This window comes from Candidatus Omnitrophota bacterium, from assembly GCA_041650805.1.
Lineage (GTDB): Bacteria > Omnitrophota > Gorgyraeia > 2-01-FULL-45-10 > 2-01-FULL-45-10 > JBAZKM01.
In genome coordinates, this window is sequence record JBAZKM010000003.1 from 158,258 (window position 1) to 177,758 (window position 19,501).

The 19,501-nt window shown below is 54.5% G+C and carries 22 protein-coding genes; 20 read left to right on the top strand and 2 right to left on the bottom strand.

The annotated features are described in order from the left end of the window. Positions 1–165: 165 nt before the first annotated feature. Entirely contained in the window at positions 166–741 is a 576-nt protein-coding gene (thpR, locus tag WC515_03195) for an RNA 2',3'-cyclic phosphodiesterase (GenBank protein MFA5146369.1), read from the bottom strand. A 5-nt stretch (positions 742–746) separates the two neighbouring features. Further along, positions 747–2,021, bottom strand: a complete 1,275-nt coding sequence (locus WC515_03200) for a competence/damage-inducible protein A (protein ID MFA5146370.1) — start codon at positions 2,019–2,021, stop codon at positions 747–749. A 196-nt stretch (positions 2,022–2,217) separates the two neighbouring features. On the opposite strand from WC515_03200, the gene WC515_03205 reads away from it, so the two are divergent. From WC515_03205 to ruvX, 20 genes are all read left to right on the top strand, one after another. Next, a complete protein-coding gene (locus WC515_03205) occupies positions 2,218–2,583 on the top strand; it encodes a four helix bundle protein (GenBank protein MFA5146371.1) in 366 nt (121 codons plus the stop codon). Positions 2,584–2,714: 131 nt separating this feature from the next. Then, a complete protein-coding gene (gene recA / locus WC515_03210; protein ID MFA5146372.1) occupies positions 2,715–3,767 on the top strand; it encodes a recombinase RecA in 1,053 nt (350 codons plus the stop codon). A gap of 8 nt (positions 3,768–3,775) precedes the next feature. Next, on the top strand, positions 3,776–4,246 hold the full coding sequence (locus WC515_03215; protein MFA5146373.1) for a regulatory protein RecX: 471 nt from the start codon (positions 3,776–3,778) through the stop codon (positions 4,244–4,246). Positions 4,247–4,250: 4 nt separating this feature from the next. Next, positions 4,251–6,839 carry an alanine--tRNA ligase gene (gene alaS, locus WC515_03220; GenBank protein MFA5146374.1) on the top strand — a complete coding sequence of 863 codons (2,589 nt, stop codon included), beginning with the start codon at positions 4,251–4,253 and terminating at the stop codon, positions 6,837–6,839. Continuing rightward, the gene (hisD, locus tag WC515_03225) at positions 6,836–8,056 is read left to right on the top strand and encodes a histidinol dehydrogenase (protein MFA5146375.1); all 1,221 of its coding nucleotides are present in this window, start codon (positions 6,836–6,838) and stop codon (positions 8,054–8,056) included. Before alaS ends, hisD begins: the two co-directional genes overlap by 4 nt. Positions 8,057–8,069: 13 nt before the next feature. After that, positions 8,070–8,684, top strand: a complete 615-nt coding sequence (gene hisB / locus WC515_03230; GenBank protein MFA5146376.1) for an imidazoleglycerol-phosphate dehydratase HisB — start codon at positions 8,070–8,072, stop codon at positions 8,682–8,684. After that, positions 8,685–9,338 (top strand): imidazole glycerol phosphate synthase subunit HisH, encoded by a 654-nt coding sequence (gene hisH / locus WC515_03235; protein MFA5146377.1) that lies wholly within the window; start codon positions 8,685–8,687, stop codon positions 9,336–9,338. Further along, positions 9,329–10,087: a 1-(5-phosphoribosyl)-5-[(5-phosphoribosylamino)methylideneamino]imidazole-4-carboxamide isomerase gene (gene hisA, locus WC515_03240; GenBank protein MFA5146378.1), complete on the top strand. Its 759-nt coding sequence runs from the start codon at positions 9,329–9,331 to the stop codon at positions 10,085–10,087. The genes hisH and hisA overlap by 10 nt, the downstream gene beginning before the upstream one ends. Before the next feature lie 4 nt (positions 10,088–10,091). Beyond that, on the top strand, positions 10,092–10,868 hold the full coding sequence (gene hisF, locus WC515_03245; protein ID MFA5146379.1) for an imidazole glycerol phosphate synthase subunit HisF: 777 nt from the start codon (positions 10,092–10,094) through the stop codon (positions 10,866–10,868). After that, positions 10,865–11,248, top strand: coding sequence for a phosphoribosyl-AMP cyclohydrolase (gene hisI / locus WC515_03250; protein ID MFA5146380.1), 384 nt, complete (start codon positions 10,865–10,867; stop codon positions 11,246–11,248). Before hisF ends, hisI begins: the two co-directional genes overlap by 4 nt. Further along, the gene (trpE, locus tag WC515_03255; GenBank protein ID MFA5146381.1) at positions 11,248–12,729 is read left to right on the top strand and encodes an anthranilate synthase component I; all 1,482 of its coding nucleotides are present in this window, start codon (positions 11,248–11,250) and stop codon (positions 12,727–12,729) included. The genes hisI and trpE overlap by 1 nt, the downstream gene beginning before the upstream one ends. After that, positions 12,726–13,289, top strand: a complete 564-nt coding sequence (locus WC515_03260) for an aminodeoxychorismate/anthranilate synthase component II (protein MFA5146382.1) — start codon at positions 12,726–12,728, stop codon at positions 13,287–13,289. The genes trpE and WC515_03260 overlap by 4 nt, the downstream gene beginning before the upstream one ends. Then, positions 13,286–14,338: an anthranilate phosphoribosyltransferase gene (gene trpD / locus WC515_03265; GenBank protein MFA5146383.1), complete on the top strand. Its 1,053-nt coding sequence runs from the start codon at positions 13,286–13,288 to the stop codon at positions 14,336–14,338. Before WC515_03260 ends, trpD begins: the two co-directional genes overlap by 4 nt. Beyond that, the gene (gene trpC, locus WC515_03270) at positions 14,335–15,111 is read left to right on the top strand and encodes an indole-3-glycerol phosphate synthase TrpC (GenBank protein ID MFA5146384.1); all 777 of its coding nucleotides are present in this window, start codon (positions 14,335–14,337) and stop codon (positions 15,109–15,111) included. The genes trpD and trpC overlap by 4 nt, the downstream gene beginning before the upstream one ends. Positions 15,112–15,120: 9 nt before the next feature. After that, positions 15,121–15,741, top strand: coding sequence for a phosphoribosylanthranilate isomerase (locus WC515_03275; GenBank protein MFA5146385.1), 621 nt, complete (start codon positions 15,121–15,123; stop codon positions 15,739–15,741). After that, positions 15,741–16,913, top strand: coding sequence for a tryptophan synthase subunit beta (gene trpB / locus WC515_03280; protein MFA5146386.1), 1,173 nt, complete (start codon positions 15,741–15,743; stop codon positions 16,911–16,913). Before WC515_03275 ends, trpB begins: the two co-directional genes overlap by 1 nt. A gap of 18 nt (positions 16,914–16,931) precedes the next feature. Further along, positions 16,932–17,354: a hypothetical protein gene (locus WC515_03285; protein MFA5146387.1), complete on the top strand. Its 423-nt coding sequence runs from the start codon at positions 16,932–16,934 to the stop codon at positions 17,352–17,354. Then, a complete protein-coding gene (gene trpA, locus WC515_03290) occupies positions 17,351–18,160 on the top strand; it encodes a tryptophan synthase subunit alpha (GenBank protein ID MFA5146388.1) in 810 nt (269 codons plus the stop codon). Before WC515_03285 ends, trpA begins: the two co-directional genes overlap by 4 nt. Further along, on the top strand, positions 18,147–19,091 hold the full coding sequence (locus WC515_03295) for a mannose-1-phosphate guanylyltransferase (GenBank protein MFA5146389.1): 945 nt from the start codon (positions 18,147–18,149) through the stop codon (positions 19,089–19,091). Before trpA ends, WC515_03295 begins: the two co-directional genes overlap by 14 nt. Beyond that, positions 19,088–19,501, top strand: coding sequence for a Holliday junction resolvase RuvX (ruvX, locus tag WC515_03300; protein ID MFA5146390.1), 414 nt, complete (start codon positions 19,088–19,090; stop codon positions 19,499–19,501). The genes WC515_03295 and ruvX overlap by 4 nt, the downstream gene beginning before the upstream one ends.

A 19,501-nucleotide genomic window follows, 5' to 3' on the forward strand; every position in this document is an offset into this window, starting at 1 on the left:
CTATCAGCCTTCAGCTTTCAGTTTTTTTAGCTTTTGCTGATAGCTGTAAGCTGACAGCTGAAAGCTTAAATTTAGCCCGGGCTAAGCTGGGATGGAGGGACCTTCCCCCGAGTTGGTGGACTCCATCCCAACCCGGGCTTTTTTTAAGCTATCAGCTATCAGTCGTCAGCTTTCAGCCTTGAAGTGAGACTCGTGAAGTTTCGTATAGATGGATCCATGGGGAGTCAACGTGCTTTTAAAAAGCACTATTGACTTTATTAGCTGACAGCTGATAGCTGATAGCTGAAAGCTACCGGATGACATGACTTTCTCTTTTAACACTTCCTTATTCTTAGGCGACTTGACGCGGCCGAGGGTGAGGTGGGCGGCAAAAGGGCGGGACTCTTTTGCAAATCCGATATTCGATAGCTCGTCATCGATCCGCCCGGCAAGCTCAACAGATTCTTTTGCTCCCTTGTCCAGGCCCACCCATATGACGCGAGGGGATTCGATCCGCGGGAACGCGCCGATCTCTTTTAAATTTATCTCAAACGGTTTCGTCCGGCTTCCGATATCGTCCAGGATGCTCTTTATCTTCCCGGCCTTCTCTTCCGTTATCTCTCCCAGGAATTTCAGTGTGAGGTGGATATTGCGGGGCTCGACCCACTTCACGTCAGCGCCGGCATATTTGAGGCGGGATTGTATCTGCGCGAGGGCGCCGCAAATATCGTCAGATATTTCGATGGCGATGAATGTACGCATTGACCCTATACGTTTCTTCTCACAAGCTCCAGCGCCGCCTGCGATGCCTGGAACTTTATCTCTTCGCGCGTTCCCTTGAATCTGAATTCTTTAACGAGAGCTTTCAGCTTTCTGCTTTCAGCTTTCAGCTTTTTACAATCGTCCATAGCCAAGGCGATATAAACTAAGCCGATGGGTTTCGACTTTGTACCGCCCGTAGGGCCGGCGATGCCCGTGAGAGATAATCCTATATCGGTGCCTGCGAGCCGCCTCACGCCTTCTGCCATTTCGAGCGCGACCTCGCGCGAAACGGCCCCATATTTCTTGAGGGTAAAGGGAGAGACACCTAGCATATTCACCTTGGACTCATTCGAATAAGCGATAATACCCATCATGAAATAACCGGAGCTCCCGCTTACGTTAGTAATACGGTGTGAAACGAACCCGCCCGTACAGGATTCGGCCGTTGCGATCGTCAGCTTCTTACGCTTCAAGGCATTTGCTACGGCGCCTTCGAGCGTATCTTCGTCATATCCGAATATATTACCCCTTAGCCGCGAATGGATCTTACCCTCTATCCTTCCTATCACCCGCGCCGCTTCTCTGTCACTATCGGCCTTAGCCATTATCTTCAGGTCGACCTCGCCGAGCTTGGCGTATATCCCGACTGTCGTAGGCGGCTTGAGGGAGAGGAGGTCCTTCGCCTTCGCATTGACCTGCGACTCCGCGAGTCCCGTGAGCTTGATCGTACGTGACCTCAGGGTATAGGGTATAGGGTTTAGGGCATAGTGTTTGAGCAGATAAGGGAGGATTTCGTGTTCCACCATCGGTTCAATTTCGCGCGGCGGCCCCGGGAGCGCGATGATCACCTTACCGCGTACTTCCACGATCAATCCAGGCGCGGTGCCGACGCGATTCCGTATACGTTTTGCGCCTTCCGGGATATATGCCTGGCGGATGCTATCTCGAGGGGCCTTTATCCTGCGTAGTTTGAAGTAGCCGTTCAGGTCTTTCAGGACCGCCCGGTCCAGGATGAGTTCTCTTCCGGTAAGTTTTGCGATCGTCTCTATCGTTATGTCATCTACGGTGGGGCCCAGCCCGCCCGAAGTTATTACGACGTCGGACCGGCCGAGCGCCTTCCGGATCGCCTCGGTGAGCCGTCCCGGATTGTCGCCTACGGTCGTGTGGTGAAATACGTCGATCCCGGCCTCTGCCAGTTTTTGTGAGAGAAAAGCGGCGTTTGTGTTGACGACGTGACCGAGCAGGAGCTCGGTGCCTATCGCTACGATCTCGGCGGTCATGGGGGTATTATAGCAGGGGCGAGTGACAGCGGTCAAGAGGTTAACGTTCAGCTTTCAGCCGTCAGCTATCAGCTTTCAGCAAAAAAGTTAAAAAAAAGTGCAATAATATTTGAAATTTTAGCATCTATATAGGTAGAAGGGTAAATGGCGACTTAGCTATCAGCTTTCAGCTGTCAGCTATCAGCAAAAGAAGAATATGAAAGAGCAGAGATTTAGAAAGCTAGAAGTTTGGATCAAAGCAATGGATTTTGTTGAGATGATTTATAAGATCACAAACAATTTTCCGCTAAGGGAGACGTATGGTCTTACAAGCCAATTGAGGCGAGCAACGCTATCTATAGCTCTGAATATTGCCGAAGGAAGCGGCTCTTCTTCCGATAGAGAATTTAGTAGATTCTTGAATATATCTTTGAGGTCATCTTATGAAGTTATGTGCGGCATCGAAGTGGTAAGGCGACTTAAGTATTGCGATGACAATGCAATAAGCATTTTATCGGACAGATGTGATGAGATATCGGCAATGTTGACCGGTTTAAAGAGAAAGCTGAAAGCTGACGGCTGATAGCTGAAAGCTGAGGCCCGAAAACGCTTTACAAGAAGGAGGTGACGCAGGTATAATATATGCTCTATATTATGTTATATAAAGAACGGTGTAATTGATCTGATCTGACTCAAAAAAAGGAGAGTTGAGCAATGACTAAGACAAAGGTAAAGGAAGTTAAGGAGAGGGAACCGATAAGGGAAGATGCTAAGGATATAAGCCAGGAAGAGAAGACGAAGGCGCTGGACCTGGCTCTCGGGCAGATAGAGAAGCACTTCGGGAAGGGCGCCATAATGCGTCTCGGGCAGGACTTCAAGGTCGATGTCCCGGCCATCCCCACGGGTTCCATCGCCATAGACGTGGCGCTCGGCGTAGGCGGGGTCCCGCGCGGCAGGGTCGTGGAGATATTCGGGCCCGAGTCGAGCGGCAAGACGACGCTGACTTTGAGCATCATCGCGAATGCCCAGAAGGCAGGGGGGCAGGCGGCATTCATAGACGCGGAGCATGCGTTCGACCCGGCGTACGCAAAGAAGATAGGCGTGAACCTGGATAACCTTCTCATGTCACAGCCGGACACGGGCGAGCAGGCGCTCGAGATCACCGAGACGCTGGTGAAGTCGAACGCGATAGATGTCGTAGTTGTCGATTCTGTCGCGGCGCTGACGCCGAAGGCGGAGATAGAGGGCGATATGGGCGAATCGCACATGGGACTGCAGGCGAGGCTGATGAGCCAGGCGCTCAGGAAGCTCTCAGGGTCGATCTCCAAGTCGAAGACCTGCGTCATATTCATCAACCAGATAAGGGAGAAGATCGGCATCATGTTCGGCAACCCCGAGACGACGCCCGGCGGCCGGGCGCTCAAATTCTACGCCTCGGTCAGGATAGACCTGCGGCGTATAGCGTCTCTGAAGAAAGGCGATGATGCCGTCGGTAACAGGGTCCGCGCCTCTATCGTTAAGAACAAAGTAGCGCCGCCGTTCCGGAAGGCGGAGTTCGATATTATGTTCGACGAGGGGATCTCCAGGGCCGGCAGTGTGATAGATGTGGCGGAGACGCTCGGCATATTGACGAAGAGCGGTTCGTGGCTCATATACGGCGAAGAGAAGATAGGGCAGGGCAAGGAGAACGCGAGGACCTATCTCAGGGAGAACCCGAAGGTCCTGGCGAAGCTCGAGAAGGAGATCAGGGAGAAGGCGCTGAAATAAAGGTCAAGTTGGAAGAAGATAAGAAGAAGACGTTAGCGAAGAATAGCGCGTACCGGCTCCTGCGGGTGAGGCCGAGGAGCGAGGCGGAACTGCGCGGCCGTTTGAAAGAGAAGGGTTACGACGGCGTCACCATAGACGGGGCCGTAGAAGACCTCAGGACCAAGGGTTACGTAGACGACGAAAAATTTGCGCGGTTCTGGGTAGAGTCGCGCATGCACCTCAACCCGGTCGGCGACGTGGTGCTGAAGCACGAGCTTAGGCGGAAGGGCATAAGCGATGCCGTCATAGACGCCGCCCTCGAGACGAAGGCAAAGGCCTATAACGAGTACGAGATCGCCCTCAGCATGGCGCGCGACAGGTTCGAGCGCCTGAAGAAACTCGACCGGCGCAAGGCGACGAAGCGCCTTTACGACTTCATGTTGCGCCGGGGCTTTGCGTACGAGACGGTGAGAAGAGTAATAGAAGAGTTAGCGAAGTAGGTATATGAAGACCGACGATATACGAAGCTTATTTCTGGAGTTTTTCCGCGCCAAGGGGCACGAGATAGTGCCGAGTGATTTGCTCGTCCCGAAAGATGACCCGACGCTCCTCTTTACCGGCGCGGGGATGAACCAGTTCAAGGAGAAGTTCCTGGGCCGGAACGTCACGTACAGGCGCGCGGCATCGAGCCAGAAATGCCTGAGGACCGGCGACCTTGAGAACGTCGGAAAGACGTCGGGCCACCACACGTTCTTTGAGATGCTCGGCAACTTTTCGTTCGGGGACTATTTCAAGAAAGAGGCGATCTCCTGGGCGTGGGAGTTCATGACTGAGGAGCTGAAGATACCGGAAGGCCGGCTCCGGGCGTCGGTATATAAAGACGACGCCGAGGCATACGCCATCTGGAGGGACGTCATAAAGATGCCGGAGCGGAAGATAATAAAGTTCGGCGAAAAGGAGAACTTCTGGCCTTCCGAGGCGCCGACGAAAGGGCCCAACGGGCCGTGCGGGCCGTGTTCCGAGATATTCTACGACTACGGCGATGACGTGGGGTGCAAAAAGCCGGGCTGTACGCCTGCGTGCGACTGCGGGAGGTTCATAGAAGTATGGAACCTCGTATTTACCCAGTTCGACAGGCGACCGGATGGAAAGCTTGAACCGCTCCCGAACAAGAATATCGATACCGGCATGGGGTTGGAGCGCCTGGCGTCGGTGATGCAGGGAGTGAAGACGAACTTTGAGATAGACATCTTTGTGCCGATCGTTAAAGAGATAATCAAGGGTATAGGGTTTAGGGTATCGGGTATAGAAAAAGCTAGACCCGAATCCCCATACCCCATACCCTATACCCTATACCCTAAGTTGAACGCCATCGCCGATCACATACGTGCGGTGGCATTCATGATCGCAGACGGCGTGATGCCGTCCAATGAAGAGCGCGGTTATGTGGCGCGCAAGCTCATCAGGCGGTCGCTTAACCACGCGATGGACCTGGAGATAAAAGTGCCTTTCCTTTACAAGCTCGTGAGCACCGTTTGCGAGGTGATGAAGATGCAGTACCCGGAGCTTTTGGAGAGAAGGGATGACATAGCTCAGGTCGTGAAGCGCGAGGAGGAGAACTTCCTCGTTGTGCTTGATACGCAGATACCTAAGGTGGAAGAAGCGTTTGAGAAATTTAAAGGTCATCAGGAATTGGCGGAGACGGCGTTCAATTTTTATGATACATACGGAATGCCGTATGACATGCTTGAGGAGATCGCCGAAAAATTTAAGTTAAAAATAGACAGGGCCGTCTTTGATAAACTTTTGGACAGGCAACGGACGCTTTCTCGCTCTAAGAGCAAGATAAAGGGCGAGATATTCTCCGAGACCTTCGCGAAGAAGGTGGAGTCGCTCGGTCTCAGGACAGAGTTTCTCGGTTATGAGAAGGCGAAGCTTGATGCGAAGGTCGCGGCGGTCCTCGAGGGCGGGGAAGTGATACTCGAGAGGACACCGTTCTACGGAGAATCGGGCGGACAGGCGGGTGACTGGGGCACGATCGAGACGCCGTCCGGAAAGATGGAAGTGAAAGACGCGAAGAAGATAGGCGATACGATCGTCCATATAGGCATTATGGTCAAAGGAAGGATCGTCAAGGGCGAGACGGCCAGGGTCGCCATAGATGAAGAGGTGCGCCGCAGGGTGATGCGTAACCATACGGCGACCCATCTACTGCAGGCGGCCCTCCGCAGGGTGCTCGGTGAACATGTCCACCAGACGGGTTCCCTGGTGGATGCCGAACACCTGAGGTTCGATTTCACCCACATGAAGAAGATGGAGCCCCGCGAGATCGCCCGTGTCGAGGAGATAGTGAATGAGGCGATAAAGAAGGGCGTGGCTGTCGCAAAGGATATAAAAGATATAGATGATGCCAAGCAGAGCGGCGCCATAGCGCTCTTCGGCGAGAAGTACGGATCGAAGGTCCGCGTGATCTCGGTCGGGGACATATCCAGGGAGTTCTGCGGCGGGACACACGTCGATAACACAAAGGATATAGAGCTCTTCAGGATCACCGGCGAGAGCTCGATCGCATCCGGGGTCCGGCGTATCGAGGCGGTAACTGCGGACGCGGCCAGGAAATGGGCGGCGGACGAGATCGAGGCCAGGGACGCAAAGCTCAAAGACGAGAAGCGCAAGGAAAAGGAGAAGACGGCAAAGGCCTCGCTCCTCAAGTCGGAATTGGAGAAGGTCGACTCATATATAGCTAAAGGCATAGATGCGGGCGGCACCAGGGTCATAGCGGAGATAGTCCCGGGCGGCGTTATGGATATACTGCGCGCGCTGAGCGACGCCATAAAGTCGAAGGAGAGGTCCGCTGTCATAGTCCTGGCGTCTAAAGATAACGATAAAGTGTCGTTCGTGGTCTCGCTCACAAAGGACATCTTAGGCAGGAAGACCCTTACGGCCAATGATATAGCGAAAGATATGGCGAAGTACTTAAGCGGCTCCGGCGGCGGAAGGCCGGATTTCGCTCAGGGCGGCGGAAAAGATCCGTCGAAACTTGACGAGGCGTTACGGAAAACGTTTGAACTGGTCAAAGAGAGGCTAAGATGAAGCTCGTGAAAGTCGGCTCAAAGCAGTTCCGGAAGCTGTGCGAGAGAAGCAGCTCGAGCAATAAGCGTGTCGCCGAGAGCGTACGCTCCATACTTGAGAACGTGAAGCTGTACGGCGACGATGCGCTCATAAGGTATACGCGGAAGTTCGATAAGGTTAAACTCGCCCCGAGGGACCTCAGGGTCTCCGCCTGCGAGATATCGGGCGCATACCAGGACATAAAGCCGGAATTCGTCACGACATTCAAGGTCATAATAGAGAACATCAACAGGTTCTATAAGAAGCAGCTGAAGAAGTCGTGGAAGACCAAAGACGGCGACGGTGTGATACTGGGCGAAAAGATCGCCCCTATAGATACGGTAGGGGTATATGTCCCGAGCGGCACGGTGCCGCTCGTATCGAGCGTCTATATGACCGTGATACCGGCAAAGATGGCGGGCGTGAAGAAGATAGTCCTGGTGACCCCGCCGAACGATTATAAGTCGGTGGACCCGCACATACTTGTAGTCGCCGACCTCTTAAAGGTGGACGAGGTCTATAAGGTCGGCGGCGCGCAGGCGATCGCGGCTATGGCGTTCGGGACGAAGACGATCCCGAGGGTCGACAAGATAGTGGGCCCCGGTAACGCCTATGTGACGGAGGCGAAGAGGCAGGTCTTCGGTTACTGCGATATAGACATGCTTGCGGGGCCGAGCGAGGTGGTCATCATCGCCAACCAGTTCTCCAACATAAATTACATAAAGGCGGACCTCGAGGCGCAGGCAGAGCATTTCATGGGGCTTGCCGTCCTGATAACGAATTCCAAGAAGATAGCCAAGATAGTCAAGAAGGAGACGTTCAAGGGATACGTAGTGCATGTCAAGAATATGGATGAGGCGGCCGACGTCGCCAATATGATCGCCCCGGAACACCTGGAAATATTGACGAATTCACCGGGCAGGATCGTGAAGAGGATAAAGGACGCCGGCGCGATATTCCTCGGGCCGTATACACCGGTCGCGATAGGGGACTACGTAGCGGGACCGAGCCACGTCCTTCCTACGGGCGGTAGCGCAAGGTTCTTCTCCGGCCTCGGGGTCTGTGATTTTTATAAGAGCACGCATATCATATCTTACACAAGGAAGGCCCTTGAAAAGGTGCGCGACCCGCTTGAGCGGATCGCCGGGATCGAAGGGCTCAAGAAGCACCTCGATTCGGTCAAAGTCAGGTTCGAGTAAAGGAGCTGATACGATGCCAAAAACGACACGCAGTGCCGCGATCAAACGCAAGACGAGAGAGACCGAGATAACGGGAAAGCTCACTATCGGCGGAGGCGGGAAGACGGATATAAATACCGGGATAGGGTTTCTCGATCACATGCTGACGCTCTTTGTCTTCCACGGTCTCTTCGACCTTACCCTTAAGGCAAAGGGCGACCTGAAGGTAGATATACACCATACCAATGAAGATGCCGCCATATGCCTGGGGAAGGCCTTCAGGGAGGCCCTGGGCGATTGCAGGGGGATAAAGCGGTACGGCTCAAAGGAAGTGCCTATGGATATGGCATCGGCCAAGGTCACTGTCGATATAGGGGGCAGGTACGCCTTTCTGTGGCGGATCCCTGTAACGACAGCCCAGGAACAGACGGGCCGTGACGAGGGTTATTCGCTCATGGACGGGAAAGATTTTCTCGATACGTTCGCCAAGAACGCGAACATCAACCTGCATATAGATGTGTATTCGGGAGAAGATGTGCACCATGTGCTCGAGGCGATATTCAAGGCGTTCGGGATCGCGCTGGATGAGGCGACACAGATCGATGCGCGGCGCAAGGGCGTACCTTCTACAAAAGGGACTATCGACTAGATGATAGCTATAATCGACTACGGGATGGGTAACCTGAGGAGCGTCCAGAAGGCGTTCGAGGTCACGGGCGCCGGGGCGAAGATCACCTCAAGGGCGGCCGACCTGGCGAAGGCGGAAAAGGTCGTATTCCCGGGCGTCGGCTCTTTTGGAGAGGCGATGGCGGAACTGAGGAGGCGTAAGCTCGTAGACCCGATAAAGGGTGCCATCGCAGAGGGCAAGCCGTTCCTCGGCCTCTGCCTCGGGCTTCAACTGCTTTTTGAACGGAGCGAGGAAGCGCCCGGCGTTAAGGGGCTGGGAGTGCTTAGCGGCAGGGTGAAACGTTTTAAGCCCGCAGTCCACAGCCCACGGCCCAATGCTCAAACGTTGAAAGTCCCGCATATGGGCTGGAATAGTATCAGCTTTCAGCTTTCAGCTTTCAGCTTTCAGCAAAATATCCTGAAAGGCATAGACAGAGGTTCGTACGTATACTTCGTCCATTCATATTACGTCGATCCGGAGGATAAGAGTGTGACGCTTACGACGACGGATTATGGTATCCGGTTCGTGTCGGGTATTTCGAAGGATAATCTATTCGGTCTTCAATTCCACCCGGAGAAGAGCCAGGATACAGGGTTGAAGATAGTGAAGAATTTTGTGAGGATAAAATGCAGATAATACCGGCAATAGACATAAGAGAAGGTAAAGTCGTAAGGTTGATACAGGGGGACGTGGGCCTTGAGACCGTCTATTCCGACTCGCCCGTCGCCATGGCGGAGAAGTGGGCGTCTTTCGGGGTCGGCCTGATCCATATAGTCGATCTAGACGGCGCCCTCGAAGGATCGCTGAAGAATCTTCCTATAGTAAAAGAGATCGTCAGGAGCGTGAAAGCGAAGATAGAGCTGGGCGGCGGGATAAGGGATGAAGCGACTATAAAGGCGGTCATAGACGCCGGTGTGGATAAGGTCATCATAGGGACGAAGGCGCTCGACGAACAATTCCTGGAAAAGGTGGCGAAGAAGTTCAGGGAGAGGATAATAGTCAGTGTCGATGCCAAAGAAGGTATGGTCCATTCCAGGGGGTGGGTATTCAAGACGAAGATAACCGCGGTCGATCTCGTTAAGAAGGCGGAGGGGCTCGGTATCGGCAGGATAAATTATACCGACATTTCGAAGGACGGCACGCTTGAAGGGCCGAACATAAAGAGCCTGCAGAAACTCGTGAATTCTACGGAGATCGATATAGTCGCGGCAGGCGGCGTCTCCACGATAGATGATATAAAGAACCTGAAACCGCTCGAGAAAGACGGCCTCGTGGGCATAATCGTCGGTAAGGCGCTCTATGAGAATACGGTCGATCTCGCGGAAGCGATAAGGGTCTGCGGCGGTGCGGATCCGATGGTCAAAGGTCAAGGGGTAAGGGTCTGACGGGATGCTTACAAAGCGTATAATACCGTGTCTCGATGTAAAGAACGGCAGGGTCGTCAAGGGCGTGAACTTCGTCAACCTTAAGGACGCGGGAGACGCCGTCGAGAACGCGCGTTTTTACGATCGCGAAAAGGCGGACGAGCTTGTATTCCTCGATATAACGGCCAGCCACGAAAGGCGTAAGACCGTTATCGACCTGGTGAAGAAGGTGGCGGACAGCGTATTCCTGCCTTTCACCGTAGGGGGCGGCATAGGGACGATCGACGATATCAGGAGCCTCCTTAACGCAGGTTGCGATAAGGTCTCGGTCAATACCGCGGCGGTGAAGCGGCCTGCGTTCGTGAGGGAGGCATCGCGGAGGTTCGGCAGCCAGTGTATCGTCGTGGCGATCGACGCAAAGCGGTCCACAGTCCATGGTCCGCGGTCCACAGGAAAATGGGAAGTGTATATTAACGGGGGACGGACACCGACCGGGATAGATGCGGTAAAGTGGGCAAAGAGGGCCGAGAAGCTGGGCGCAGGCGAGATCCTCCTTACGAGCATGGACTACGACGGCACTAAAGCGGGTTATGATATCGAGCTTACCGGTCGCATAAGCGAAGAGGTCGGCCTCCCGGTCATAGCTTCGGGAGGGGCCGGAACGCTTGAAGATCTGTACGATGCGCTTTCGAAAGGGAAGGCCGATGCGGTGCTGGCCGCGTCTATATTCCACTTCCGGGAATATTCTATCCCGGAGGCAAAGAGATATCTTAAGGGAAAGGGTGTAAGGGTAAGGTTATGATAAAATTGACCGAGATGATAAAATTTAACGAGAAAGGGCTGGTCCCGGCGATAATACAGGACGAAAAGTCGGGCGAGGTCCTCACGCTGTGTTATATGAACCGTGAGGCGCTCGAAAAGACGTTCGAGGAGAAGAAGGTATGCGTCTACAGGCGCTCTAAAGGGCAGCTGATGATGAAAGGCGAGACGAGCGGCTGTATACAGAAAGTGAGGTCCGTCTGCATCGACTGCGAAGGGAACTCCCTCCTATTCAAGGTGGAGCAGGTCAGGGCCGGATGTCACGAAGGATACTTCACCTGCTACTTCAGGCAGGTGGATAAGGACGGGAATGTCAATATATCCTGCAAAAGGGTATTCGATCCGAAGGACGTGTATAAATAATGTACTATCCGGAAAAAGAAGAGTTCATGAAGCTGGCGAAGAAGGGGAACCTCATACCGGTATACCGTGAGGTCCTGGCCGATTTTGAGACGCCGCTGTCCGCCTTTGCCAGGATAGACAGGTCCGGCTATTCGTTCCTGCTCGAGTCCGTAGAAGGCGGAGAGAGGATAGCCCGCTATACCTTCCTCGGCAGCGCGCCATCGCTCGTCTTCTCGAGCAAGGGCAGGAAGATAGAGATAAAAGAAGGCAGGGCATCAAGAAGTTTCACGGCAAAGAAGGACCCGATAGAGGAATTGAAGGGGCTCCTCTCTGCTTACAGGTTCGTAAAGGTAAGGGGGCTTCCCAGGTTCTGCGGAGGGTTCGTAGGATTTTTCGGATACGATATGGTACGATTTATGGAGCGGCTTCCGGACAAGAATCCCGACGATCTCGGGATACCGGACTCCGTCTTCATGCTCACCGATACGCTTCTCATATTTGACCACGTCGACCATACGATAAAGGTCGTATCGAACGTCCATGTTAAGAATAACGCCGGCGCGGCATATGACGAGGCCCTGGGAAAGATAGACGCCATAATAAGGGACCTGAAGTCCGTGCCCGGGAAGGGCGCGGCGTTCTCCCCGAAACAGAAGCCGGGGCCTATGGTGGTGAAGTCGAACATGACGAAGGCAGGGTTCGAGGGATCCGTAAGAAAGGCCAAGACATATATAAGAAAAGGCGACATAATACAGACGGTGCTATCGCAGCGGTTGAAGGTCTCGATAGGTGCGCGCCCGTTCGATATCTACAGGGCGCTCCGGTCCATCAACCCGTCCCCTTACATGTACTATCTTAAACTGGGGGATTTTTCGCTCATCGGTTCGTCGCCCGAGATAATGGTCAGGTGCGAGAACGGGAATGTCGAGGTGAGGCCGATAGCCGGGACCAGGCCCAGAGGGAAGACGGAAGAGGAGGACCGGCATCTCATAGGGGAGCTCCTGGACGACCCCAAAGAGAAGGCCGAGCACATAATGCTCGTTGACCTCGGGAGGAACGACATAGGGAGGGTCTCGGACTATGACTCCGTAAAGGTCTCCGAGCTCATGACGGTCGAAAAATATTCGCACGTGATGCACATAGTGAGCGACGTCTCCGGCCGGCTCAGTAAGGGTAAGGATGCCTTCGATGTGATGCGCGCGACGTTCCCTGCAGGGACGGTCACGGGCGCGCCGAAAGTGCGGGCGATGGAGATAATAGACGAGCTTGAGAATACAAGGAGGTCGTCATATGCGGGATGCGTCGGTTATTTCAGCTTTTCCGGGAACCTCGATTCCTGCATCACCATCAGGACGATACTCGTGAAGGGGAAGACGGCTTACATACAGGCAGGGGCCGGCATAGTCGCGGATTCGAAGCCGGAGAAGGAATACCAGGAGACGCTGAATAAGGCAAAGGCGCTCCTCCGCGCGATCGAAATGGCGGAAAGGGGATTAGAATGATCCTCGTCATCGACAATTACGACTCGTTCACATATAACCTCGTCCAGTATCTGGGTGAACTGGGGGCGAAACTGGCTGTCTACAGGAACGACGCCCTTACGGTAGACCGGATAAAGAGGTTAAAGCCCTCGCGGATCGTCATTTCGCCTGGGCCCGGCCGTCCGAAGGATGCCGGCATATCCGAAGCTGTTATCGCCGAGTTCGGCAATGATGTGCCGATCCTCGGTGTCTGCCTTGGCCACCAGGCTATAGGAGAGGCCTTCGGAGGGAAGATAGTCGGCGCGAAATGCCTTATGCATGGCAAGACGTCGCTTGTCTATCACGACGGAAAGAAAATATTTAAAGGCGTGAAAAACCCGTTCGAAGCGACCAGGTACCACTCGCTCCTCGTGGAGAGGAAGAGCTTCCCTAAGGTCCTTAAGATCACCGCGGAGACGAAAGCGAAAGAGATAATGGCCCTTGAGCACAGGCGGTACCCCGTATACGGCGTCCAATTCCACCCGGAATCTATATTGACAGGCGAAGGGAAACGCATATTGAAGAATTTCTTAACCTTATGATAAGAGAGGCGATAGAAAAGGTCGTAAGGCGGATCGATCTTACCGAAGACGAGATGCGCGGGGTCTTCGGGGAGATCATGAGCGGCAAGGCCACGCCTTCACAGATCGGCTCCTTCATCACGGCGCTCCGGATGAAGGGTGAAACGGTCGAAGAGATAACCGGCGCGGCGAAAGTGATGAGGGAAAAGTCAGCCAGGATAAAGACGCCCGGGAGCTCGATCGGTATGGACCGGGACGATATAAATATAGACGAAGAGACGATCATAGACACCTGCGGTACGGGAGGGAGCGGCACCAACACTTTCAACATATCCACGACGGTCGCCTTCGTCGTTGCCGGGTGCGGGCTCAAAGTGGCAAAGCACGGCAACCGGGCCGCATCCAGTAAATGCGGCAGCGCGGACGTACTTGAGGCGCTGGGCCTTAAGCTCGACAAGGGCCCGGAAAAGGTAGAGGCGTGCCTGCGGGAGGTGGGCATAGGTTTCATGTACGCGCCTCTCTTCCACGGGGCCATGAAATATGCCATAGAGCCGAGAAGAGAGATAGGCATCCGCACCATATTTAACCTGCTCGGCCCGCTCTCAAATCCGGCTAATGCGACCAGCCAGGTGCTCGGTGTTTACGACGCGCGCCTTACCGGGACCATAGCGACGGTCCTCAGGAACCTCGGCGCCAGGAGGGCATTCGTCGTGCACGGTATGGATACGCTGGATGAGATAACGATAACGGGGAAGACCATGGTCTCGGAGCTTAAGAACGGGAAGATAAAGACATATTATGTGACCCCGGAGAAATTCGGTATGAAGAGGGCCCCCATGGAGGAGATAAAGGGCGGGAGCGCGATCGAGAATGCCGAGATAGTCCTGTCCGTACTGAGCGGCGAACGGGGCCCGCGGAGGGATGTCGTCCTGCTCAATGCCTCCGCGGCGCTGGTCGCCGGTTCCAAGGCGAAGAATTTCAAGGATGGGATAAAGATGGCCGAAGAGTCGATCGACTCGGGCCGCGCCGTTGATAAGCTGCACCGGCTCATAGAGTTCACTAACCGATGATACTGTCGCGCATAGTAGAAGAGAAGAGGAAGGTGGTAGAGGAGGCGAAGCGGGCCAGGCCGCAGGATGAGCTCGTAAAAGAGGCGAATCAGATCTGCGTCAAGAGCACTTTCAGGAAGAATATAGCCCGGCCTCACCACATGAACCTTATAGCGGAGATCAAGAAGGCCTCGCCTTCGAAAGGCATCCTGAGGGGCGATTTCAACCCCGTTAAGATAGCCATAACCTATCAGGCGAACGGGGCGAGCGCGATATCCATACTGACGGATGAGCGTTTCTTCGAAGGGCGGCTCGATTACATAAAGAAGGTCAAGGAGAACGTCTCGCTGCCCATCTTAAGGAAAGATTTCATAATAGACGAATACCAGATATACGAGACGGTCGTCTCGGGCGCCGATGCCGTCCTCCTTATATGCGAGATACTGTCGTCCAACGAGATAACGGGGCTATACAACCTTGCTACTTCGCTCGGGCTCGACTGTCTTGTCGAGGTGCACAACGAAGAGGACCTTGAGAAGGCGGTAGCGACCGGCGCCGCTATCATAGGGATAAATAACAGGGACCTCCATACTTTCAGGATAGATCTCGGGACGACACAAAAATTGATGCGCCTCATCCCTCCTCATAAGACGATAGTCTCGGAGAGCGGGATAAGGACATATGAGGATGTGATGTCCCTTAAGTCGATCGGGGTGAGCGCCGTCCTTATAGGCGAGGCGTTCATGGAGGCGGAAGATATAGCAGGGAAGATGCGGGAGATAATGAGGTATTAAAAGCCATATATGATTAGAATAAAGATCTGCGGGATAACGAATAAGGAAGATGCGATACGGGCGACCGGGCTGAAGGTCGACATGCTCGGGTTCGTATTCTATAAAAGGTCTAAAAGGTATGTCGACCCGGCCACCGTGCGGGATATAGCCAATGAGCTGCCTCCGTCCATAGGCCGCGTAGGCGTCTTCGTGGACGAGTCGGCGGAGAAGGTGCGCGAGATCGCGGAGGATGCCGATATAAATATGCTCCAATTCCACGGCGACGAAACTCCGGAATATTGCGCCGCCTTTAAGGATGGTTACAGGGTCATAAAGGCGTTCAGACTGAAAGACAGAAAAGGGCTGGAGAACGTGAACAGGTACGACGCGGACCTCTACCTCCTGGACACATACGATAAAGATGCCGAAGGCGGGACCGGGAAGGTCTTTGACTGGAAGATCGCAGAGGATTACGAGTTCCTTAAGCCTACGATACTCTCCGGAGGCCTCGATCCGAAGAACGTGACCAGGGCGATCCGTACGGTCTGCCCGTACGGTGTCGACGTGTCGAGCGGCGTGGAGAAGTCGCCCGGTAAAAAGGACTTTGAGCTCATGAAGCGGTTCGTAGAGGCGGTCAGAAAGGCGGAGTGATGTTACCTGATAAGAGAGGATATTTTGACGGTTTTGGCGGCAGGTTCGTCCCCGAGACGCTGATGGCGGCCCTTGCCGGGCTGGAGCGTGAATACAGGAGGGCGAGGTCCGATAAGCGGTTCAGGGCGGAGCTGGCATATTACCTGAAGGAGTACGCCGGGCGGCCGACGCCTCTCTATCTTGCCGGACGCCTCACCGGGAAGGCGGGAGGGGCCAGGATATACCTGAAGCGCGAAGACCTCCTTCATACGGGCGCGCATAAGATCAATAATACGCTGGGCCAGGTGCTCCTCGCCGTGCGTATGGGCAAGAAGCGCATAATAGCGGAGACCGGCGCTGGGCAGCACGGGCTGGCTACCGCGACCACGAGTGCCCTCTTCGGCCTCGAATGCGAAATATTCATGGGTGAAGAGGATATAAAGCGGCAGTCGGTCAACGTCTTCAAGATGCGCCTCCTCGGCGCGAAGGTGACCCCGGTCCACAGCGGCTCAAAGACGCTGAAGGACGCTATGAATGAGGCGATGAGGGACTGGGTCACGAATGTCCGCACTACCTATTACGTGATAGGTTCCGTCGCGGGACCGCATCCGTATCCGGTCATGGTCAGGGATTTCCAGTCGGTTATAGGCGTTGAAACAAGGAGGCAGGTCCGGGCTAAAGAAGGGAAGATGCCGGATTATATCGTTGCCTGCGTGGGCGGAGGCAGCAATTCCATGGGCATATTCTACCCGTTTTTGCACAGTCGCGTTAAGCTGGTCGGAGTGGAAGCCGCAGGGCTTGGCCTCGGGACCGGTAAGCACGCGGCGACGCTCTCCAGGGGGTCTGTAGGCGTGCTCCACGGTTCGAAGAGTTATGTATTGCAGGATGGTGACGGCCAGATACGGATAGCGCACTCTATCTCGGCCGGCCTCGACTACCCCGGCGTGGGACCGGAGCATTCATATCTTAAGACGACGGGCCGCGCGGAGTACGCAGCGGTTACGGATAAAGAGGCGCTGGAGGCCTTTGAGACGCTGACGAAGACCGAGGGGATAATACCGGCGCTCGAATCGTCTCACGCCGTCTATTATGCTATGCGGCTGGCGAAGCGGTTACCTAAGACGAAGACGATCATCGTATGCCTCTCAGGGAGGGGCGATAAGGATATCGACATCGTCCGCGGAGTTCTGTAAATTTTTTGAGGAGATATTATGACAGGAGTAAGCATAAGACCGAATCTGCAGTTCTCTGTACTATGTGATGATGTGAGGCGCGAGGATAACGGGAAGTTCATGCTCCTCGGCCTTTTCGAAGCGATAAACGCTAAGACCTTCCCGGCAACGCACCATACGCTATTTGTGGTGAACCGGTGGTGCAAGGGCGAGGGCAGTTTCGTCCAGAGGATACGCATAGTCAACACGAAGGACAAGTCGCTCATCTTCCAGACGGACGACCAGCCGTTCGAGCTCGCCGATATCGACGCGCACCATACGCTTATATCGAAGTTCAATAACCTCGTCTTCCCCAATGCGGGAAAATACTGGGTCGAGGTCATGATAGACGGGGATCTTCTTCTGAACTACCCGATCATGCTGCGGGAGATAAAACAGTCCGAGAACGGAAAAGAGATATGAAGAACAGGATAACCGCCAGGTTCAGGGCCCTGAAGGCGCGCGGGCAGAGAGCGTTCATAGCATATATAACGGCGGGTGACCCGGACCTTTCTGCGACCAGGGATATGGTGACGGAACTCGAGAGGTCGGGTGTAGATATCGTGGAGCTGGGGATACCCTTTTCCGACCCGATAGCGGACGGCCCGACGATCCAGGCGGCATCTCACAGGGCGCTCCGGAAGGGCGCGAGCTTAAGCAGGATATTCGGTATGGTGGCCTCATTGCGCAAGGTTACGGATATACCTATCGTCTTCATGACATACTATAATCCCGTGCTCGCGTACGGGCTGCGGCGTTTCGTAGCCGACTGCAGGCGTAAAGGGGTCGACGGCGTGATAGTCCCTGACCTCCCTTTTGAAGAGGCAACGGAACTTGTAAAGGCCGCCCGGGCGGTTGGGCTGGCGACGATACAACTGGTCGCTCCAACTTCTACCGGGGAGAGGATAAAGGAGATAGCGAGACGTTCCACAGGATTTATATATTACGTATCGCTCACCGGGGTAACCGGCGCGCGCAAAGGCGTCCCGAAGGACCTTGCGGCCAGGGTGAAGGCCATAAAGTCCGTATCGAAAAGCCCTGTATCGGTAGGTTTTGGCGTAGCGACGCAGGAACAGGCCCGCGCGATCGCAAAAGTTGCCGACGGTGTCATAGTCGGCAGCGCTATAGTTAAGATTATCGAACGCAACCGGAAAGACAGGAAGGGGTTATTGTCGAGGGTTTCGAAATTTGCGGGATCACTGGCGAGGGCGGTGCATGGTGTCCGGTAAGCTCCATACCCTAAACCCTATACCCTATACCCCGCATGTCTATGCCGTCATTCTCGTCGGCGGTAAAGGCAAACGCCTGAGGCCGCTTTCGACAGACCGGAGGCCCAAACCGTTCCTCTCTATAACAGGCGACAGGAAGACGATGTTCGCCAGGACGCTCGACAGGGCAAGGGCCGTCGTGCCGGATGAAAATATAATCGTGGTGGCAAATGAAAAACATGCGGCCCTGGTCAGGAAAGATCTTCCAACCGCGAAAGAAGCCGATCTGCTCTTTGAGCCGGTCGCAAGGAATACGGCCCCGGCGATAGCGTGGGCGGCATCGGTCCTCCGTGCCAGGGACCGGGACGCCGTCATGATAATCATGCCCGCCGATCATTATATTACGGATGAAAGGCCCTACATCGATGCTATGAAGCGCGGGATAGAGTTTGTGCGTGTCACAAGGGATGCGCTTATGGTCGTTGGTATAAAACCGACGTTCCCGGCCACGGTGTACGGGTATGTTAGGGTAAATGCTAAAGGGTCCACGGTCCACGGTCCACGGTCCACGGTTCGAGGTATTTATAAAGTTGAAAAATTTACGGAAAAGCCGGTCCTGAAAACGGCGAAGAAGTTCGTGAAGGACGGCCGGTATTTCTGGAACGCGGGCGTTTTCGTATTTACGGCCGGAGCGGTCCTTGAAAGTTTCAGACAAAGCGCACCTGCGATAGCGGATGCGGTCATGGACCCGGCGCGGGTACGCGCCGTTTACAGGCGGCTTCCGGATATATCGATAGATTATGCAGTCTTGGAAAAGGCCCGAAACATCTATTGCGTGAAGGGTTCCTACGACTGGAAGGATATAGGCAGTTTCGAGGTGCTCAAGGATGTGCTCATATCCGAAAGCATCCCTTTTCTGATGTGCGGAAAGAAGATAGTCAAAATACTATGAGGATCATGGCGCTCGACGTTGGGACCAGACGGATAGGGGTGGCCCTGAGCGATGAGCTTTTGATAACTGCCCAGGGGGCCGAGACGATAGAGAGAAAAGAGCCGGACCGTGACATGGCGCTCATAAAGGACTTTGCTTCGAAGAATTCGGTAGGCGAGATAGTGGTGGGGTTGCCGCTCAATATGAACGGCAGTTACAGCGCCAAGACCAAAGAGGTGGTGCAGTTCATGGACGGGTTGTCAAGGTCGGTGGGTCTGCCCATAACCACGTGGGACGAGCGGCTCACTACCGTCCAGGCCGAACGGGCGATGCTCGAGGCGGACCTGAGCAGGGCAAAGAGGAGGCGCCGCGCGGACAAGGTCGCCGCCCAGATCATATTACAGAGTTATCTCGACTCTAGAAAGAAATGA

Excerpts from the sequence above, each read along its gene's own strand:
- thpR (MFA5146369.1), bottom strand. The coding sequence starts at position 741 with ATGCGTACATTCATCGCCATCGAAATATCTGACGATATTTGCGGCGCC.
- WC515_03200 (MFA5146370.1), bottom strand. The coding sequence starts at position 2,021 with ATGACCGCCGAGATCGTAGCGATAGGCACCGAGCTCCTGCTCGGTCAC.
- WC515_03205 (MFA5146371.1), top strand. The coding sequence starts at position 2,218 with ATGAAAGAGCAGAGATTTAGAAAGCTAGAAGTTTGGATCAAAGCAATG.
- recA (MFA5146372.1), top strand. The coding sequence starts at position 2,715 with ATGACTAAGACAAAGGTAAAGGAAGTTAAGGAGAGGGAACCGATAAGG.
- alaS (MFA5146374.1), top strand. The coding sequence starts at position 4,251 with ATGAAGACCGACGATATACGAAGCTTATTTCTGGAGTTTTTCCGCGCC.
- hisD (MFA5146375.1), top strand. The coding sequence starts at position 6,836 with ATGAAGCTCGTGAAAGTCGGCTCAAAGCAGTTCCGGAAGCTGTGCGAG.
- hisB (MFA5146376.1), top strand. The coding sequence starts at position 8,070 with ATGCCAAAAACGACACGCAGTGCCGCGATCAAACGCAAGACGAGAGAG.
- hisH (MFA5146377.1), top strand. The coding sequence starts at position 8,685 with ATGATAGCTATAATCGACTACGGGATGGGTAACCTGAGGAGCGTCCAG.
- hisA (MFA5146378.1), top strand. The coding sequence starts at position 9,329 with ATGCAGATAATACCGGCAATAGACATAAGAGAAGGTAAAGTCGTAAGG.
- hisF (MFA5146379.1), top strand. The coding sequence starts at position 10,092 with ATGCTTACAAAGCGTATAATACCGTGTCTCGATGTAAAGAACGGCAGG.
- hisI (MFA5146380.1), top strand. The coding sequence starts at position 10,865 with ATGATAAAATTGACCGAGATGATAAAATTTAACGAGAAAGGGCTGGTC.
- trpE (MFA5146381.1), top strand. The coding sequence starts at position 11,248 with ATGTACTATCCGGAAAAAGAAGAGTTCATGAAGCTGGCGAAGAAGGGG.
- WC515_03260 (MFA5146382.1), top strand. The coding sequence starts at position 12,726 with ATGATCCTCGTCATCGACAATTACGACTCGTTCACATATAACCTCGTC.
- trpD (MFA5146383.1), top strand. The coding sequence starts at position 13,286 with ATGATAAGAGAGGCGATAGAAAAGGTCGTAAGGCGGATCGATCTTACC.
- trpC (MFA5146384.1), top strand. The coding sequence starts at position 14,335 with ATGATACTGTCGCGCATAGTAGAAGAGAAGAGGAAGGTGGTAGAGGAG.
- WC515_03275 (MFA5146385.1), top strand. The coding sequence starts at position 15,121 with ATGATTAGAATAAAGATCTGCGGGATAACGAATAAGGAAGATGCGATA.
- trpB (MFA5146386.1), top strand. The coding sequence starts at position 15,741 with ATGTTACCTGATAAGAGAGGATATTTTGACGGTTTTGGCGGCAGGTTC.
- WC515_03285 (MFA5146387.1), top strand. The coding sequence starts at position 16,932 with ATGACAGGAGTAAGCATAAGACCGAATCTGCAGTTCTCTGTACTATGT.
- trpA (MFA5146388.1), top strand. The coding sequence starts at position 17,351 with ATGAAGAACAGGATAACCGCCAGGTTCAGGGCCCTGAAGGCGCGCGGG.
- WC515_03295 (MFA5146389.1), top strand. The coding sequence starts at position 18,147 with ATGGTGTCCGGTAAGCTCCATACCCTAAACCCTATACCCTATACCCCG.
- ruvX (MFA5146390.1), top strand. The coding sequence starts at position 19,088 with ATGAGGATCATGGCGCTCGACGTTGGGACCAGACGGATAGGGGTGGCC.